Raw genomic sequence first — 15,464 nt, forward strand, 5'->3', positions numbered from 1 at the left:
CTGCCCGTGCCCTATGCTTACCCAGCCCAAGGTACCCGGTATTTGATGGAGTCGAGCGATGAGCTTTGATCTTGCATTCTGGTATTCAAAGGACCCTGTCGATGCGGCGAGCGCACTTAGAACTTACCGGGAAATTCTCGACGAAGCCCCTGATGCTGCTATTCCGAACGTGGCCGTTGGAAATTTTTTGGCTGACGTCACAAGGGTCTTTCCAGATCTCACCGAGGAGAACATGGACGATTCTCCCTGGATGAGTCCACTATATTTCAGCAATTCTTACGTTGTGGCGAGTATTTCATGGTCCAGGCAGCAGGTGATGACGCGGGCTCTTGCCGCCTTGGCACGTAAGCACGACCTCGTTTGCTATGACCCACAGGCGGAGGCCGTAATTTCCTGATTCAGCGACTCTCGAGACAAAGAGGCCCCACCTGGAATAAGGGAATTCCGCGTGGGGCCTCTTCTGTGTCTGACGACAGTAATTGGTACAACATGAGTTGGCGGACGCCGCGCCGAGGGGCGGAGCATCATGGCCGTCGAGCAGCAGCCAGTCGGTGGGCTGGTCGCCGGTAACGTCGTTAAGGAGCAGGCCAGAGTCGGCCAGTCAGTTACAGAACAAGCCGGGCTCGACGAGCGTCAGCCTTGTGGTCGCGGTGGCATGATGGTGGACCTGCTCAGCGTATCCGAGGTGGCAGCGCCGGGTGGCTAACGGGATTGCCGCAGCCTTGCGGGGCCAAGTCTTAGGTACAGGCGGCATGTTGGTAATTACGGCGGCCGGTGGGCCCGAAGCTGGTGTCCGCGGCGGCTCGGCGGCGACGGTCGCCGCGTGGTGGTGGTAGCGCCCACGGTGCTGGTGTTGTCATTACGACCTCCGGTCGAGCAGGGCGTGGTCCCTGCGACGGGTTGGGGTGGCGTGGCTCTGGGGCCCTGCCACTCCCAGCGCCTCCAACTGCCCACCCGTTGGGCACATCAAGTTTCTTACCGAGTTGGACTGTTGGATCGTCGCGCCGTATCTGCGCCGTTGGGCGCGGGATTCACGTGGGCCACTGGCCGATGCGAGACGACACGTCCGCCAGCCAGGAGAAGAAGTTCCGATAGGTCACCGGCAAGCGCAGGGGACCGAAGATCGCTCCGCCCGGTTCAAATCGAAGCGGGACAATCGGCAGTCAATCCGGCTCACCGTCAACGGCTTCTCCCTGTGGGACAACGGCCGCGTGTACGTGGCCAAGGTCGGAGACCTGGAAATCCGCTGGTCGCGCCCGCTCCCGGCCGCACCCACCAGCGTCACGGCCACAAAAGACGCCGTCGACCGCTATTGGGCTTCCTTCGTCGTGGACACCGATCCGCAGATCATCGAAGACCTGGACTTTGGCGACGCGCTGGACACCGAGACCGGGATCGACGTCAGCCTCGCCTACTTCGCCGTCCTGTCCAACGGGAAGAAGATCGACGCCCCGAGGTTTCTCCGTCAGGCTGAGCGCAAGCTCAAGCGGATGCAGAAGGCCCTGAGTTGCTGCACGAAGGGAAGCAACAACCGGCCGAAGGCCCGCAAGAAGGTTGCTCGGCAGCACGCCCGCGTGGCAGACCGCCGCTTCATAGCCAGACCCAGCCCAGCACGGGCCTTTCCCTTCAAGGGAACTGCACCCTTTGGAGTTCCTTGAAGTGGTGGATGAGGGGGCGGGTTCGATGGGGTGGCCGTCGGAATTGCTGAGGACATGGCCGCTGTCCACCCAGTCCATACCTGCTCGGCGATGCTGTGTTTCGGCAGGGTGGGAAGGTTTGCCTCTACGCGCGTGGATCGGTACGGAATCGATGCCTGCGGCGTGTCCCATGTCTGCGGCATGTCTAGTGGAGTTATTTGTGTTCAGGGCTGCTGGGCTGCAAGGGTGTCGGCCATGAAGATCACGATCACCGTGGAGAATCCAACCCCCGAGGTGCTTGAGAAGTTGCTAGCCCTCGCTGCCATGCCGGCTGCCGTCGTGACTGCGGTGCCCGATGACCGTTGGACGGTGGAGCGGGTCTGCTCGTACTACGACCGGCTTCCGCCCCGTGCTCAGCAGATTCTGCTGCAGGTCGTCGAGGGCGAAGGTGAGTGCGGCGCGGAGGAGTTGAAGGCGAACGGCCGCAATCTGCGGGGCTCCACCGGGGCCTTTCGGCGGGTGCTCACCGAGGGCAAGCGCACCGGGCTCTGGCCGGATGGTCTGCCGGTGCCGCTGGTGTCCCACATTGTCGGGGGGCAGCTGAAGAAGCTTGAGATGCCGGGACGTGGCACGGAGTGCGACGTACTCCCGGTCTTCCGGGAAGGGTTGGGCAAGTCGGGGCACCTCGGCACCGGAGTGGTGGAGCCTCGGGACGTCTCCGGTGCCGCGTCATCCTCCGCCGTGGGAGCGTGACTTCGGTGTCAGATGCGGCAGTCGGGCGGGGTGTGGGTGGCGTCCCAGGGATGCCGGTGAGTGTGCCGGGCTGCTCGGTCACTAGCAGAAACTGCTGTCGTCGTTGGAGAAGGAGACGAACTGTCCGTTGCGGGACCAGTCGTTGACCCAGCCGACGTGCAGGTCCCACCGCTTCTGCTTCCAGTTGGCGTTGTAGCCGATGACGTGGATGCACCCGTGCCAGTACCAGCCGGAGAAGTCGGTCACCCTCGTCGGGGTGTTCCAGCAGTGCCCGACGTACTGTTCCCGCTGGTTGTAGCCGCCGACGCAGACGTGTGAGGTGTTGTGGAGGGCATCGATGAAGCGGAGTTGGTAGTTCGCCTCCTTCCACTGTGCGGGCGCTGCCACCGCTGAAGGCGCCATCGCCGTCACGGCCAGGATGCTCCCGGTCAGTGCGAGCGCTGCCGTCGTCCGTGTACCCATCCGGTCCCCCTTGTCCGACCCGCTCCCGGACCGTACGGCCGGCAGCTGGTCGACACGATGGCACCGGGGGGTCCTTGAGCACATCCGCGCATTGTCGGATTCGGGGGCGCACTCCGCGACGTCGCGCATACGGCAAGCGGCGTAGGCGACGACGCCGTCACCGGTGACGGGCATGGCATCCGGCGTACATCCCGGTATCGAACAGCCGAAGTTCCCCGGGGTGCGGCGGAGCGCGCATGGTTCGTCGTCGAACGGGGGCTAGGTTCCGAGGTCCACACCCCAGGGCGGGCCCGTCGAGGGTGGGCCCGCGATGCGCAGGAAGGACCTACGGCGATGAACCGAAGCCGCCGCACCCCCACCACGGCGCTCCTTGCCGCACTGCTGTTGACCAGCCTCGCCACGGGCGCCGGTCCGGCCCGGGCCGACGCGCCGGCGGCCGCGGCCCCCACCGCGGGTCCGGAGAGCGCCCCGCCCGCCGCGGACCCGGCCGTCCACGGGGCGCTGGTCGAGGCGCTGCGGCAGGCGCAGGTCGACAGCCCCAACGCGCCGGTCCGGCACATCTGTTACGCGACGCACGTGGCGAACATCGGCTGGCAGGAGCCGGTCTGCGACGGGAAGCCCAACGGTACCGAGGGGCAGAGCCTGGCCATCCAGGCGATCGACATCATCGCCACCAATACCGGTGGCATTTGCGCCGACGCCAATGTGCAGAACATCGGTTGGCAGGGCTGGCGGTGCGGCGAGGACGGCACGGACATCCTGGTCGGGACGACCGGGCAGTCGCTGCAGATGGAGGCCCTCGCCGTCAGCATCGCGACCAACGGGATCTGCGCCGATGCGTACGTCCAGAACCACGGCTGGCTGGGCTTCCAGTGCGCGGCTGCCAAGCAGGTCGCCGTCGCGGGGACGACCAGCCAGGGTCTGCGCATGGAGGCGGTCGAGATCGTCGTCTGACACGCACAGTCGGTTTCGGGGAGGAGCGGGCCGCCGGTTGCCCCGCCGGGGCCCGCTCTCGTGACGCCGCCTCCGGCTACCCGCGTGGCAGTGGCAGCTCGAAGAAGACGACCTTGCCCACGGCCTTGCGGGCGGTGCCCCAGCGCTCGGCGAGCGCGGAGACCAGCATGAGGCCGCGGCCGCTCTCGTCCAGTTCGTCGGCCGGCCGCATCGACGGCAGATTGTGGTCGTCGTCGCTGACCTCGACCAGCAGCTTGTCCGACCGGACCAGTTGGAGCTGCACCCGGTCCCGTGCCACCCGGATGGCGTTGGTCACCAGTTCGGACACCAGCAGTTCGGTGGTCTGCATCAGCGACTCCAGGCCCCAGGCCGCCATCTGGGCGAGGACCAGCCGCCGTATCCGCGGCACCTCTGCCGCCTCGGGATCGAACCCCCAGGTGGCCACGTCCGCCGACGGGATCCCGACGAGGCGGGCCACCAGGAGGGCGATGTCATCCTCCCGGTCGTCCGGCCGGAGACGGTCGAGAAGGAGGTCGCAGGCCTGCGCCGGGCTGTGCCGCGGGCCGATCAGACTGCCGCAGAGCGCGGCCAGGCTCACCTCCTCCTCCGGGCTGCGGACCTCGACGAGACCGTCCGTGCAGAGCACCAGCATCGCCCCGTCCGGGACGTCGACGCGGGTGGAGACGAACGGGACGCCGCCGACGCCGATCGGCGCGCCCGAGGGGACCGTCTGGGGACCGGCCGCGGTGTGCCTCCACCGCTGTCCGCTGGTGGCGGCGCACGTGCTCACTGATGGGGTGTCAGATCGGTCGGACGTGGACCAGGCGGCCCTGTCGGGTGACCCGGCCCTCGGCGAAGGCCTGCATGATCCGCGGCAGGTGTTCGCGCTCGACGGCGGCGATCTTCGGGGTCACGCTCTCCACGGTGTCGCCGATGTCCACCGGGATCGGAACCTGCGCGATGATCGGGCCGTCGCTGAGGGACACCGGGTCCCGGAAGTGGATGGTGAGGCCCAGGGTCTTTACGCCGTAGTCCAGGGCGGGGCCGATGGCCTCGTCGAGGTCACCGAAGGCAGGCAGGATGGTCGGGTAGACGCTGATCGCCCGGTCGGGGAAGTGTCGCAGGAACTCGTCCTCGAGCCCTTCGGAGTACCCGCCGACGAGGACGAAGTCGGCTCCGGCCCGTCGGAGGTCAGCGGCCATCCGGGCGTCGCGCTCCCGGCGGGAGCTGAACTCGTCCAGGGGATAGGCGGCGACGTGACCGATGCCGACCTTGCGCGCCACGTCGAGCGCGGGGCAGACCCGGTTCGTCGCCACGGCGACCACCTCGCCGTTCAGCACGCCGTCGAAACAGGCGCTGAAGGCGTACCGGAGCAGGGTGCCGCGACCCGATGTCACGACTGCGATCTTCAGCATGAATCACTCACTCTCGTTCGGGGGAGCCAGGGGAACCATCGGTGGCCAGTCGAGCGGCGTGGGTCGGCAGCCAGCCCGTCGTCAGCGGGAAGTCGGCCTGACAGGCGGTCACCTGCCAGCCCTGAGTGGCCAGCGACCGAACCGCACGCGCACAGGCGCGCTCGGCGTGGGCCAGGGTGGGTGCCGCCATGAAGGCGATCGCCCGTATGGCGCCGGGGCGGGTCTGGACCCGGAGGTGTTGCAGAGTGGCCGGCGCGGTCGGGCTCATGCGTTCCAGTTGGGACTGGAGCTCCGCAGCAGCGGCCTCCTGGTCGGCGGCCTCGGCGCCGACCAGCTCTATCCGCACGGTCAGCATGGCATCAGGTCGTCGCGGTGGCGGGGGCGGAGGCCAGCAGCGAGTGGCGTGGCAGGAGACGTTCAGCCAGCAGGAATCCGAGCGATCCGGCCAGGGTAAGCGCGCCGAGGAGCAGCCACAGGCACTGCGGATTGGTGTCCAGCAGACCACCGATCAACGCGGGCCCCACACCGGCGGAGAAGGCCCAGGCCATCTGGAAGAGCGAGACCGTCCGGCCCTCGAACTCCGCCTCTGCCGCACTGGAGATCAGGGCGTTCGAGGACGGGAGGTAGAACATGCTGGCCGTGGTCACGAGCAGCGAGGCCGCCACGACCAGGACCGAGGGCAGCAGTGCTGTGCCGTCCCCCGATGCCTTCGGCACCGCCGCGAGGACGACGATGGCGACGATGGCCAGGAGGCCGCTGACCATGACCGCCCTGGTTCGCCGGACTGGGCGCAGTCGCGCCGTCACCAGCGGCTGGAGGAAGAACACCCCGACGCAGTTGAGGGCGAACAGGGTGGACGGCAGCCACGCGCCCAGGTGCAGGACGTTGACGGCGTACACCGGTAGGATCGAGACGGGCAGCAGCCAGGCGAAGGTGAGCGCCGACTGGGCCAGGACCAGGGGCAGCATCCATCGCTGGCGCAGGACATGGACCCACGGCCGTACGGGCCGCTCAGTGGCGGATGCCATTGCCGTCGTCGTGGCTCCGGACGGAGCGGCGGGGGTGTTCGTCCTCGGAGCGTCCACCTTGATCAGTGCGAACAGCCAGGCGGCTACCAGTGAGCTGATCGCGTTCAGCACGATCAGGACCGTGGCGCCGGCCTTGCCGTCGATGGCCAGGGCCGCAGCGCCGAGCAGCGCGCCGATTCCGAAGCAGCCGTTCTTGACCGCCTCGGTCAGCGCGAACCACGCGTCCATGTCGGCCGCGCCGGTCGCCCGCTTCACGAAGGCGGGCCAGGCCGCCCAGTACATCCGGTCGGCGACCATGACCACGAACATGGAGCTGAACACCCCGAACCAGTCGGTCGCGAAGACGTACAACAGATAGCCCACCGCGGCGACCACGTTGTTGATGATCAGCAATGGCTTGGAGCCATAGCGGTCCACCAGGGTGCCTGCGACAAAGCCGGTGGGCAGTGACAGCAGGATCGCGGCGCTGAGAGCGGCCCCGACACCGGCGAGCGACAGATTGGTCGACAGCGTGAAGTACAGGAAGGAGAGCGGTACCACCATGCCCACACCGAGGGTATCGACGAACACCGCGACGACGAGCCAGCGGTGCCCGCGCGCGCTGATCTCCGGGATGCCCAGCACTCCTCGCCAACGGCTCGCCCCTACGGTGCGCCCGCTTACGGATCCCCCGCTCATGCCACCTCCCCCGACGTGACAGCCGAGACCGGCTGACCGGACCATTCCAGGCAGCGGATACCGTCGGCGGAAGCCGCGACCACGACCGTTCCGGCGTTGGGTATCCAGCGGCGGTGGCCGAAGGAGGGGCGCAGATTGTCGGACAGCCAGGTCAGCGCGAGCTGGAGCACGGTGCCGTGGCCCACCACGGCGACGGTCCCGTCCGGGTGGGCCGTGATGATGTCGCGTACGACGGCGCGAACCCGGTCCAGGGCCTGTCGGCCGCTCTCCCCGCCGGGGCCGAGGGCATAGTCCAGGTCGGGGTGCTCGTCGTGGTACCAGTGGTCCCATGTGCTGTCGAAGCGGGCGAAGGCCTCGGGGCCGGACCGGCCCTCCAGCTCGCCCACCGAGCATTCGCGTAGTTCTTCGCGCTCGATCGGGGCGAGACCCCACGGCGCTGCCACGATCGTCGCGCTCTGCCGTGCTCGGCGCAGTGGGCTGCTGTAGACCGCCTCGACCGGCTGCGCCGCGGTCGCCCGCAGCTCATTCGCCAACTCGGCCACCTGCCGCTCGCCCTCCGGGGTCAGCGGACCTCCGGGCGCGCCCGAGGTGATGACCAGGTCGACGTTGTGCGCGGTCTGGCCGTGGCGGATGAAGATGATCGTGGTCATGCCGAACCTCCTTCGGTGGGAGTCGTGCGGGGTACGGGTGCGATGTCAGGGCTCGGTTTCCGCATGACCGGCCGTTCGTGGTCGAGGTGCAGGAGTTCGCCGGGCAGCCGTCGTACCCCGGCCGCCCGGTCGAGGCGGTGGTAGAACTCGTTGTCCTCGTCCCCCCACCCCTCGAAGCCCTCGTCGTAGCCGCCGAGGCGGTCGAACAGCGCCTGCTCGACGATCACGCATCCGCCGGTGGTGGGCGTGAGGTGGTAGCCGTGCAGGGTCGCCCGGGCCGCGCGGGCCGCGCCGGCCGCCCGCTGGGCGATTGCCCGTGCGCTGGAGAGGGCGTCCAGGTAGACGACCCGGTCGTAGGGCAGCGCGGCGGCGGTGCCCGCCGTCTCGACGGCGGCCAGGGCTTGGCGCAGGAAGCCCCGGTCAAGGAGCATGTCGGCGTCGAGGAAACAGAGGCGGTTTCCTTTGCCGGGAGCCGCCGCGGCGCCGGCGTTGTGCGCCCGGCTGCGGTTGTAGGGGCCCTCGGCGAACTGGTGGAGGTAGGCGTCGGCCCAAGGAAGAACGCGCTCGCGGTGCCGGGGAACGGTGTCCTGCTCGACCACGACGACCCGGTACCGCTCGGCGTCCAGTGACTGGTCGGCGAGCGAACGCAGCGTGGCGAGGACGTTGTCCAGCCGGCCGGTGTGCCCGGGGGCGGCCCGGAAGTCGACGACGACAGTCAGGTCCCAGTGTCCGTCTACCGTTCCGCGCCGGGCCGGTGGGGCAGCGGATGCCATCGGGCGTTCCGACTGCGGGCCGACGTGCTCATACCGCTGACCGGTGACCGGGAAGACCGCGCCGTCGCGCCGGTACGCGGCAACGGTCCGTGCCACCTCAAGGGCCTCTGAGTCCGGCCCGGTCCAGCAGTCCACGGCCTCGGCGAAATGGAGCCGCGCCGTGAGTGAGGTGGGTGTGCGGCGCAATTCCGTGAGACAGGCTCTGAGGGCCTCGCCACCAGGCCGTTCGCTGAGGCCCGCAACCGCGTCCCGGACGGCTCGTACCAGGGGCTCGGTGTGGTCCCACAGCGGTCGGCTGACCTGCGAACCCGGGTCCCAGAGCACCACCAGCGCGTCGGCCGCACCCGCTCCGGAGCCCGCGGCGGCGTCGGCCCGCGCGGAGGCGTTCTCCGGGGTGAGGACGGAATGGGCGTCAACGGGGTCCATCGCCCACCTCCCTCGCCGCGCGGTCCACCAGCGCGACCAGCGCGTCGAGGCAGGTGATCCGCAGGATGCCCGGCAGGTGGCCGTAGCAGTCGAAACGGTCGAGCAGCACACCCGCACCGAAACCGGCCCCCAGCGCCCCGAGGACATCGTTCACCAGTCCGTCCCCGACGTACCAGCAGTCCTCACCGGGGATGCCCAGTTCGGAGAGGGCGGCGTGGAAGATACCCGGCTGCGGTTTCTCGATGCCGACCACGGTGGAATCGACGACCGTCCGGAAGAACGGGAGCAGACCGAAGACATCGAGGTCGTCGCGGACGGTGCCCTCCGAATTGGACACCACACCGAGGACCACGTCCTTGGCCTGGAGCGCGGACAGGGTGCCTCGGGCACCGGGGTCCAGGACCCGGTACAGGTCCGGGCGGGCGGCCGCGCGGTGGAAGGCCCGTACGGTGCGCTCCCGGTCTGTGCCCAGCAGGGTCGCCCAGAGCGTGCCGACCTTCTCGTCGCCCGCCAGTCCGGCCGGCAGCGGGAGGTGACGGGCTTCGGCAGCCAATTGGAGTGCGGTGACAGCCCGTCGTGCGGCGACCGGGGTGGCTGGTTGGGCTTCGCAGCGTGTCAGTTCCTCGACGAGGATGTCCCCGTCGGGGTGGATGAGGGTGAGTCCGGCGTCGAACAGGACGGCGCGCGGGGGGCGGGACGGCACCGGCCCGGCGGCGGGGGGCGCCACGGACTCAGGCATTGACGCCTCCCGGCCGGACGGACCGCTCCGCCCGGTCACGGGCTGTGGGGGAGAGGAAGACCGCCGAGTGGGGTCCGCTCTCCGCCGCGGCGGTGAAACCGTGCTCCGCCAGCACCTCGAGGATCCGCTGCCGGTCGACGTACTTGCCGTGGATGTCGAGAACGAGGATTCCGACCTGGCTCAGCCAACCGGTCTCCCCCGACGTCAGAACCTCGTGCTCGGCCCCCTCGATGTCCATCTTGACGATGTCGGCGTGAGCCCAGCCCGCCTCGTCGAGCACACCGCGGACGGTCACCGCCGGGACATCGCGAGTCTCGGCGGGCAGGACGCTCTCGGGGCGGTTGACAGACGCCCTGCGCCGCTCGGACACCTCCCAGGTGGTGGAGCTGGAAGCCCACCACCCGCTCGTGTACAGGGTGACCTGGCCGGGCTGGGCTGCGACGGCCTTGTGTTCGATCCGCCAGCCGAATCCGTTGCGGTCGCGGTTCGCCTGCACCAGCCGGGTGTTGCCGGGGACCGGCTCGACGCAGACGATCTCCGCGCTGGGGAACAGGTGCGCGAAGTAGAGAGGTGACAGGCCGATGTTGCTCCCGAGGTCGAGGATCCTGGTCACCTGGCCCAGGTGCTCGGCGTAGGGGAACCGGTAGATCTGCTGCACGAACGTCTCACGCAGTACGAACAGGTCGCTCAGATCGGTGCGGAAGTGACACCGCACCGCTGTCCCGCCGCGGCCAGAGGCCTGGCCGTCCGGCCCGCCGAGCCGGATCGAGCGGACCCGGCCGGTACCGTTGCGGCCCGTCGCGAGGGCCGCGTGGTAGCGCATCATCGTCCAGGCCAGCGGGATGCCGCCGCGCCTTCCCCAGGCACGCAGGGCACTGGTGACGTCGGTTCGGGCCTCGGCCGCGGCTCTGAGCAGCAGTCGGGCGGCGGACAGGTTCGGGGAGTCCTCGTCCCGTCGCAGATATCGCATGATCGTGGATGACCTCCGCTGGTTCCGGGGTGGGGGATCAGGGGACTGGGCGGGCCGCAGGGGCGCAGCTCAGCCGAGGGTGGGGCCAGCCGTCAGCCAGCCGCGGCTCTCGTTTGCTCCGGCCCTGCACGCGTCGTAGTAGGCCTGCTGCAGGCGGCGCGTCACGGGGCCGGTCGTTCCGTCCCCGATGCCGAACTGGTCGACGGCGACGACAGGGGTGATCTCGCACAGGGTGCCGGTGAGGAACACCTCGTCGGCGAGGTAGAGCTCGGTGCGGTCGACCTCGCGGACCTCCACGTCCATGCCCAGGTCGTTCGCCAGCAGGTCGATGGCGCTCTGCCGGGTGATGCTCTCCAGGATGGAATCGCTGAGCCGGGGCGTGATGACGGTGTTGCGGCGGACCAGGAACACCGAAGCCCCTCCGGTCTCGGCAACCTTGCCGGCGCCGTTGAGCAGCACCGACTCGTCGAAGCCGTTCGCCTCGGCCTCCAAGCGGGCCAGGCGGAGGTTGTAGTAGTTGGCGGCGGCCTTGACGCGGGGCGGGGCCGACTGGTCGCCGGAGCGGCGCCAGGAGGAGATCTGGCACCGCACTCCGGTGTCGATGGACGGCTCACGCGGAGACTGGAAGACCGGCATGAAGAAGCCGGTGTCCACGGCGGAGGCCTTGCTGGTGTAGCGGCCCTTTTCCAGGTAGAGCGTCGGGCGGACGTAGACGTCCTCCCGGTAGCCGAGCGCGGTGATCAGCTCGCCGAGCGCCTTGTGGAGTTCGTCCGTGGTGACCTCCCCGGGGATGCGGACGACCCTGGCGGACTCGCGCAGCCGACGCACGTGCTCATCGAGGTGGACGAAGTAGTGCCGGGACTCTTCGGGTACCCAGTAGCCGCGAAGTCCCTCGAAGACGCTGGCGGCGCGCAGCACGACCTCGGTCCAGACATGGACGTTGGCGTCCTGCCAGGGACGGACAGCCCCGTTCATCCAGATGTACTCGGGAGTGGACAGGGCGGCCGGTGAACCGGACGGTACGGTGTCGGCGGCGGTTGCTCGGGACATGCTGATTCCTCTCGCAGGCTTGGCGTAGACGGGTGCGTGACGGTCAGGAGCGATGCGGCTCAGCCCGCGACGGCGCGGGCGTCGTCGAGGAATTGCTGCACGGTGTGCCTCGAGTACTTGTGGTCGGCGAGCTTGGCGAGCACGGCCGGCGGCACGGTGACGCAGTGGGCGCCGGCCGTCATGCTGCGCCGCACGTCGGCGGTCCCGCGCACGCTGGCGGCGATGATCTTCGCGTCGACCTGCCAGTCGTCCAGCCAGCGGCGCAGGTCGCGGATGACGGCCGCGCCGTCCCCGCCTTCGTCGTCGATGCGTCCGACGAGGATGCTGAGGTAGCTGGCGCCGGCCTTGGCGGCCAGCGCGGCCTGCCCGAAGGAGAGGCAGGCCGTGCTGTTGACCGCCACGCCGGCGCTGGACAGTTCGTGGATCTCGGCGAGGCACGGCGCGCCGTCCGGGGTCTGGACGGGCACCTTGACCGCGATGTTGTCGGCAAGCTGGGAGAGCTCGATGCCCTGATGGACGAGTTCGGCGCCGCGGGGGACGGTTACCTCGGCATGCAGGACGCCCGGCGCGGTGAGACGGGCGAGGCTTTCCAGGGCGGGGAGAGGGTCGACGACCCCATCGCGGAACAGGACGGACGGGTTGGTGGTCACCCCGTCTAGTACGCCCTGGCCGAGCCAGTACTTGACCTGCTTCTCGTCAGCGGAGTCGAGGAAGAGCTGCATCAGTGGTCCCTTCGAGGATGTGGGTCACCGCGGTGTCGAGGTCCGCGGCGACCAGGTCGGGCGCGTGGGCCGTGCGGGTCGGGCAGGTATCGCAGCGGGTCGTGCCGATCCAGGCGGTGCGGAAGCCGGCGGCCCGGCCGGCCGCGACGTCGCTGGGGTTGTCGCCCACGAACCAACACCGGCCGGGCGGGACGTCCAGGGCGTGTGCGATGCGCAGCAGCATGCCGGGGCCCGGCTTGCGGTCGGGGCAATCGCGGCGCAGCGCCGGGTGTACGGCGTCGGGGTGGTGCAGGCAGTAGGCGATGCCGTCGAGGCGGGCGTTGCGGGCACCGAGCTCGCCGAGCAGTCGGCGGGTGACCGCGCCCAACAGGCGGGGAGTCATCTTGCGCTTGGCGATGCCGGGCTGGTTGGACGCGACGTAGCAGGGCACGCCGGCCTCGTTGATCCGGCGTACCGCCCCGGCGGCACCGGGCCTGAGCCGGACCTGTGCGGGGTTGAGCGGAGAGTCGACCAGGCCGAGGTCCGGGTCGCGCCAGAGTTCATTGAGGACGCCGTCCCGGTCCAGGACGATCGCGGCCGGTGTCACGGGCGAAGGCTTTCCCAGGTGGGAGTGGTACTCCGCAGAGCAGGGTGCACCACCAGCATGTGCCAGACCACGGCCTGGTAGATCTCGGTGTGTGTGGTGCGCAGCGAGCGGTCCTCGACCGGGACCTTGACACAGTCGTCGGCGAGGCGGGCGGTCTCGCCGCCGTCGGGGCCGACCACGCCGCAGGTGTACGCCCCGGTCGCGCGCGCGAGCCGGAGCGCGGCGACGAGGTTCTCGCTCACCGGGGGTTCGACGCTGCCACCGCCGACCGAGAAGATCACGACCGCGTCGCGGGTGCCGAGGCGGCTGCGCTCCAGCCATTCGGCGATGGCGTCGGTCCAGCCGCGGTCGTTGATCGCAGCTGTGAGGGTGGCCGTGTTGTCGGTCGGTGAGTACGCCTCGAGCCCGGCCAGGTTGCGCAGGTCGCAGACCGCGTGGGTGGCGTTCCCGGCGCCGCCGCCGACCCCGAGGAGGAAGACCCGGCCGTGTTCGGTACGGACCCTGGCGAGGCGGTGGGCGATCCGTTCGACTGCGGCGGTGTCGAGGCGTGCGGCGATGGCGGCGATTTCGTCGAGGAACCGGGTGGCGAAGCCGATGGCGGGGCTTGGGGCGGCGGTGATGGTCACAGCAGAGCCTCCGTGGTGTTGGGGGTGATCCGGGTCAAGGTGGTGCCGTACGGCACGAAGGAGAACGGGACCTCGGTGGCGCCGCGCGCCGCGAGGGCGGAGGCCAGGGCGCGGTGTCGGTCGGGTGAGGCGTACAGCAGCAGGAAACCGCCGCCGCCGGCACCTACGAGCTTCCCGGCCTCGGCGCCGTGTCGCAGGGCGAGCTCGTACAGGCCGTCCCAGGGCGCCGGGACGCCCGGCTTCGCCGGACCGCCGCGCTTGACGGCCCAGTGGCGGCGCATCAGTTCCGGTACGCGGTCTAGGCGTCCGGCCTCCAGGGAGGCCAGGGTCTCGGCGCCGATCTCGCGGATGCGGTGGAGCCGCTCGATGCGCTCGGCGCGGCCGTCGGCGTCCTGTGCGGCCGGCACGGCCAGGCCGGGAGTGGCGGCGTCCCGGGTGATGCCGGTGAAGAAGAGCCGCAGGTGCCGGTCGAGGGCGGCCAGGGTCTCGGGGGCCACGGTCGTGGGCAGCGCCTTGACTGTGCCATCAGCGCCGATCGCCAGCCGTTGCAGCCCGCCGAGGCCGCAGATGTACTGGTCGTGCCGGCCGATCGGGCGTCCCAGGTCCTGCATCTCCAGCGCACATGCCTGCTCGATCAACTCGGTCCGGCTGGGCATCGGCCCTCCGGCCAACGCGTGGAATGTGCCGAGCAGGCTGACCGCGAAGGCCCCGGAGCTGCCGAGGCCGGTGCCGGCCGGGACAGGTCCGAGCGAGGCGACCTCGAATGGGTGCGGGGTAGGGACACGGCGGGCCGCCGCGCGCACGTAGTCGTTGGCCAGGTCGTCGGGCCGGGCCGCGGTCTGCTGGTCCTCGTGGGTGAAGCGGTAGCGCCCGTCGATGCGGCCCTGGCGCGCCGTCACGGTCACGTGCAGCGAGATGGTGACGGACAGGATGTCCCCGCCGAACCGGTCCGCGTAGAAGGGCAGATCCGTGCCGCCGCCGCCGAGCGACAACCGCAGCGGGGTTCGCGCGACCACCAGGGTGTCCTGCGGGGCGGTCATCGGGCCACGGCCAGGGTGCCGGCGCCAGTGTGGATCCGTTCGGCCGCGATCCGGACCGACTCCGCGGCGGTCCAGCGCGGGCTCCAGCCGGAGGCCAGCGCCTTCGCGATCCCCAGTTCCACCACGGGCTGGTCGCCCTGCCAGGACAACGAGACCCCGTCGGTGACCAGTTCGGGCATCGGCAGGCCCAGAGCCTCGGCCACGGCACGGGCCACCCCGTTCACGTCCAGGCTGTCGCCGGCGGCCAGGTTGTACACCTCACAGGGCGCCTCGCCCGCTGCGGCGAGGTGGCGCATGCCGTCGATGACGTCGTCGACCAGGACGTAGCTCTTGCGCTGGCAGCCGTCTCCGAGCACGGTCAGCCGGCCCGGGGCCTCCGACAGCTTGCGCACGAAGTCCCGGACGATGCCGCGGCCCATGGCACCGCCGACCACGTTGCCGAGCCGCAGGATGCGGGCCCGGAGCCCGAAGGTCTGGCAGTACGCCGACACCAGGGCCTCGCCTGCGACCTTGCCCGCCGCATAGAGCGAATTGGGCAGCAGCGGCCCGTCTGCCTCGGTCACGACAGGCCGGGCGGTGCTGCCGTAGACGCCGCTGGTGGACGGGTACACCAGCAACGGCACGCTGTGCTCCCTCATCGCCTCCAGCACCAGCCGGGTGAGCAGGACCGACTCGCGGATGTCCACCGAGGTGTCACGTACCCCGAGCGGAATGTCGGCGTTGGCCGCGAAGTGCCACACCTCGTCGGCGCCGCGCATCACCTCGGGCAGCACGCTGCCCAACTCGCCCGCGACGTAGCGCACACCCGTGGCGATCGGGGCGGCGAGCCGGGCAGCCTCCGCCGCCGGGACTAGATCGGTCGCCACGACGTCGGCCCCGGCCGCGACCAGGTGGTGCACGGCGTGCGCGCCGACGAATCCGGCAGCGCCGGTGACCAGGATCCTCATCTGCTGCT

General features: G+C 69.9%; 20 protein-coding genes. 5 read left to right on the forward strand and 15 right to left on the reverse strand.

What is annotated here, in order from left to right; translation table 11 throughout:
• The first annotated feature begins 58 nt into the window (after nucleotides 1-58).
• The 4 genes from ACIP4P_RS07830 (at nucleotide 59) to ACIP4P_RS07845 (ending at nucleotide 2,390) form a co-directional block, all read left to right on the forward strand.
• Complete coding sequence (locus ACIP4P_RS07830; protein ID WP_400915816.1) at nucleotides 59-397, forward strand: hypothetical protein; 339 nt, start codon at nucleotides 59-61, stop codon at nucleotides 395-397.
• A gap of 129 nt (nucleotides 398-526) precedes the next feature.
• Nucleotides 527-706, forward strand: a complete 180-nt coding sequence (locus ACIP4P_RS07835) for a hypothetical protein (protein ID WP_400915818.1) — start codon at nucleotides 527-529, stop codon at nucleotides 704-706.
• Nucleotides 707-1,211: 505 nt separating this feature from the next.
• A complete protein-coding gene (locus ACIP4P_RS07840) occupies nucleotides 1,212-1,658 on the forward strand; it encodes an RNA-guided endonuclease InsQ/TnpB family protein (protein ID WP_400915820.1) in 447 nt (148 codons plus the stop codon).
• A 234-nt stretch (nucleotides 1,659-1,892) separates the two neighbouring features.
• Nucleotides 1,893-2,390: a hypothetical protein gene (locus ACIP4P_RS07845; RefSeq protein WP_400915821.1), complete on the forward strand. Its 498-nt coding sequence runs from the start codon at nucleotides 1,893-1,895 to the stop codon at nucleotides 2,388-2,390.
• Between the two features lie 81 nt (nucleotides 2,391-2,471).
• Here the strand turns inward: ACIP4P_RS07845 and ACIP4P_RS07850 are convergent, their stop codons facing one another.
• Nucleotides 2,472-2,852, reverse strand: coding sequence for a hypothetical protein (locus ACIP4P_RS07850; RefSeq protein WP_400915823.1), 381 nt, complete (start codon nucleotides 2,850-2,852; stop codon nucleotides 2,472-2,474).
• Between the two features lie 333 nt (nucleotides 2,853-3,185).
• Between ACIP4P_RS07850 and ACIP4P_RS07855 the strand changes: the two genes are divergently transcribed.
• Nucleotides 3,186-3,806 carry a hypothetical protein gene (locus ACIP4P_RS07855; RefSeq protein ID WP_400915824.1) on the forward strand — a complete coding sequence of 207 codons (621 nt, stop codon included), beginning with the start codon at nucleotides 3,186-3,188 and terminating at the stop codon, nucleotides 3,804-3,806.
• Between the two features lie 76 nt (nucleotides 3,807-3,882).
• Here ACIP4P_RS07855 and ACIP4P_RS07860 read toward each other — a convergent pair whose 3' ends face one another.
• The 14 genes from ACIP4P_RS07860 to ACIP4P_RS07925 form a co-directional block, all read right to left on the reverse strand.
• A complete protein-coding gene (locus tag ACIP4P_RS07860) occupies nucleotides 3,883-4,596 on the reverse strand; it encodes a SpoIIE family protein phosphatase (protein ID WP_400915826.1) in 714 nt (237 codons plus the stop codon).
• Nucleotides 4,597-4,606: 10 nt separating this feature from the next.
• Nucleotides 4,607-5,221: a phosphoribosylglycinamide formyltransferase gene (locus tag ACIP4P_RS07865; RefSeq protein ID WP_400915828.1), complete on the reverse strand. Its 615-nt coding sequence runs from the start codon at nucleotides 5,219-5,221 to the stop codon at nucleotides 4,607-4,609.
• A gap of 7 nt (nucleotides 5,222-5,228) precedes the next feature.
• Nucleotides 5,229-5,576 carry a hypothetical protein gene (locus ACIP4P_RS07870; RefSeq protein ID WP_400915830.1) on the reverse strand — a complete coding sequence of 116 codons (348 nt, stop codon included), beginning with the start codon at nucleotides 5,574-5,576 and terminating at the stop codon, nucleotides 5,229-5,231.
• A 4-nt stretch (nucleotides 5,577-5,580) separates the two neighbouring features.
• Nucleotides 5,581-6,927, reverse strand: coding sequence for an MFS transporter (locus ACIP4P_RS07875; RefSeq protein WP_400915832.1), 1,347 nt, complete (start codon nucleotides 6,925-6,927; stop codon nucleotides 5,581-5,583).
• Entirely contained in the window at nucleotides 6,924-7,577 is a 654-nt protein-coding gene (locus tag ACIP4P_RS07880; protein ID WP_400915833.1) for a histidine phosphatase family protein, read from the reverse strand. The genes ACIP4P_RS07875 and ACIP4P_RS07880 overlap by 4 nt, the downstream gene beginning before the upstream one ends.
• Nucleotides 7,574-8,776, reverse strand: coding sequence for a galactosyltransferase-related protein (locus tag ACIP4P_RS07885; protein ID WP_400915835.1), 1,203 nt, complete (start codon nucleotides 8,774-8,776; stop codon nucleotides 7,574-7,576). The genes ACIP4P_RS07880 and ACIP4P_RS07885 overlap by 4 nt, the downstream gene beginning before the upstream one ends.
• The gene (locus ACIP4P_RS07890; protein WP_400915837.1) at nucleotides 8,763-9,515 is read right to left on the reverse strand and encodes an HAD family hydrolase; all 753 of its coding nucleotides are present in this window, start codon (nucleotides 9,513-9,515) and stop codon (nucleotides 8,763-8,765) included. The genes ACIP4P_RS07885 and ACIP4P_RS07890 overlap by 14 nt, the downstream gene beginning before the upstream one ends.
• A complete protein-coding gene (locus ACIP4P_RS07895) occupies nucleotides 9,508-10,485 on the reverse strand; it encodes an FkbM family methyltransferase (RefSeq protein WP_400915839.1) in 978 nt (325 codons plus the stop codon). The genes ACIP4P_RS07890 and ACIP4P_RS07895 overlap by 8 nt, the downstream gene beginning before the upstream one ends.
• 69 nt (nucleotides 10,486-10,554) lie before the next feature.
• On the reverse strand, nucleotides 10,555-11,535 hold the full coding sequence (locus ACIP4P_RS07900) for a branched-chain amino acid transaminase (protein ID WP_400915841.1): 981 nt from the start codon (nucleotides 11,533-11,535) through the stop codon (nucleotides 10,555-10,557).
• Nucleotides 11,536-11,594: 59 nt separating this feature from the next.
• Entirely contained in the window at nucleotides 11,595-12,257 is a 663-nt protein-coding gene (locus ACIP4P_RS07905; protein ID WP_400915843.1) for a transaldolase family protein, read from the reverse strand.
• Complete coding sequence (locus ACIP4P_RS07910; protein WP_400915844.1) at nucleotides 12,232-12,843, reverse strand: D-glycero-alpha-D-manno-heptose-1,7-bisphosphate 7-phosphatase; 612 nt, start codon at nucleotides 12,841-12,843, stop codon at nucleotides 12,232-12,234. The genes ACIP4P_RS07905 and ACIP4P_RS07910 overlap by 26 nt, the downstream gene beginning before the upstream one ends.
• Nucleotides 12,840-13,469 carry an SIS domain-containing protein gene (locus tag ACIP4P_RS07915; protein ID WP_400915846.1) on the reverse strand — a complete coding sequence of 210 codons (630 nt, stop codon included), beginning with the start codon at nucleotides 13,467-13,469 and terminating at the stop codon, nucleotides 12,840-12,842. Before ACIP4P_RS07915 ends, ACIP4P_RS07910 begins: the two co-directional genes overlap by 4 nt.
• Nucleotides 13,466-14,509: a hypothetical protein gene (locus ACIP4P_RS07920; protein ID WP_400915848.1), complete on the reverse strand. Its 1,044-nt coding sequence runs from the start codon at nucleotides 14,507-14,509 to the stop codon at nucleotides 13,466-13,468. The genes ACIP4P_RS07915 and ACIP4P_RS07920 overlap by 4 nt, the downstream gene beginning before the upstream one ends.
• On the reverse strand, nucleotides 14,506-15,456 hold the full coding sequence (locus tag ACIP4P_RS07925; protein ID WP_400915850.1) for an NAD-dependent epimerase/dehydratase family protein: 951 nt from the start codon (nucleotides 15,454-15,456) through the stop codon (nucleotides 14,506-14,508). The genes ACIP4P_RS07920 and ACIP4P_RS07925 overlap by 4 nt, the downstream gene beginning before the upstream one ends.
• Between the last annotated feature and the right edge of the window lie 8 nt (nucleotides 15,457-15,464).

The organism is Kitasatospora sp. NPDC089509 (assembly GCF_044749365.1).
In the GTDB taxonomy this organism is placed as follows: Bacteria; Actinomycetota; Actinomycetes; order Streptomycetales; family Streptomycetaceae; genus Kitasatospora.

What these genes read in the sequence shown, in the direction of transcription:
- ACIP4P_RS07855 (WP_400915824.1), top strand. Translation starts at nt 3,186, where the DNA reads ATGAACCGAAGCCGCCGCACCCCCACCACGGCGCTCCTTGCCGCACTG.
- ACIP4P_RS07845 (WP_400915821.1), top strand. Translation starts at nt 1,893, where the DNA reads ATGAAGATCACGATCACCGTGGAGAATCCAACCCCCGAGGTGCTTGAG.
- ACIP4P_RS07865 (WP_400915828.1), bottom strand. Translation starts at nt 5,221, where the DNA reads ATGCTGAAGATCGCAGTCGTGACATCGGGTCGCGGCACCCTGCTCCGG.
- ACIP4P_RS07830 (WP_400915816.1), top strand. Translation starts at nt 59, where the DNA reads ATGAGCTTTGATCTTGCATTCTGGTATTCAAAGGACCCTGTCGATGCG.
- ACIP4P_RS07890 (WP_400915837.1), bottom strand. Translation starts at nt 9,515, where the DNA reads ATGCCTGAGTCCGTGGCGCCCCCCGCCGCCGGGCCGGTGCCGTCCCGC.
- ACIP4P_RS07880 (WP_400915833.1), bottom strand. Translation starts at nt 7,577, where the DNA reads ATGACCACGATCATCTTCATCCGCCACGGCCAGACCGCGCACAACGTC.
- ACIP4P_RS07920 (WP_400915848.1), bottom strand. Translation starts at nt 14,509, where the DNA reads ATGACCGCCCCGCAGGACACCCTGGTGGTCGCGCGAACCCCGCTGCGG.
- ACIP4P_RS07850 (WP_400915823.1), bottom strand. Translation starts at nt 2,852, where the DNA reads ATGGGTACACGGACGACGGCAGCGCTCGCACTGACCGGGAGCATCCTG.
- ACIP4P_RS07835 (WP_400915818.1), top strand. Translation starts at nt 527, where the DNA reads ATGGCCGTCGAGCAGCAGCCAGTCGGTGGGCTGGTCGCCGGTAACGTC.
- ACIP4P_RS07885 (WP_400915835.1), bottom strand. Translation starts at nt 8,776, where the DNA reads ATGGACCCCGTTGACGCCCATTCCGTCCTCACCCCGGAGAACGCCTCC.
- ACIP4P_RS07905 (WP_400915843.1), bottom strand. Translation starts at nt 12,257, where the DNA reads ATGCAGCTCTTCCTCGACTCCGCTGACGAGAAGCAGGTCAAGTACTGG.
- ACIP4P_RS07900 (WP_400915841.1), bottom strand. Translation starts at nt 11,535, where the DNA reads ATGTCCCGAGCAACCGCCGCCGACACCGTACCGTCCGGTTCACCGGCC.
- ACIP4P_RS07875 (WP_400915832.1), bottom strand. Translation starts at nt 6,927, where the DNA reads ATGAGCGGGGGATCCGTAAGCGGGCGCACCGTAGGGGCGAGCCGTTGG.
- ACIP4P_RS07895 (WP_400915839.1), bottom strand. Translation starts at nt 10,485, where the DNA reads ATGCGATATCTGCGACGGGACGAGGACTCCCCGAACCTGTCCGCCGCC.
- ACIP4P_RS07870 (WP_400915830.1), bottom strand. Translation starts at nt 5,576, where the DNA reads ATGCTGACCGTGCGGATAGAGCTGGTCGGCGCCGAGGCCGCCGACCAG.
- ACIP4P_RS07925 (WP_400915850.1), bottom strand. Translation starts at nt 15,456, where the DNA reads ATGAGGATCCTGGTCACCGGCGCTGCCGGATTCGTCGGCGCGCACGCC.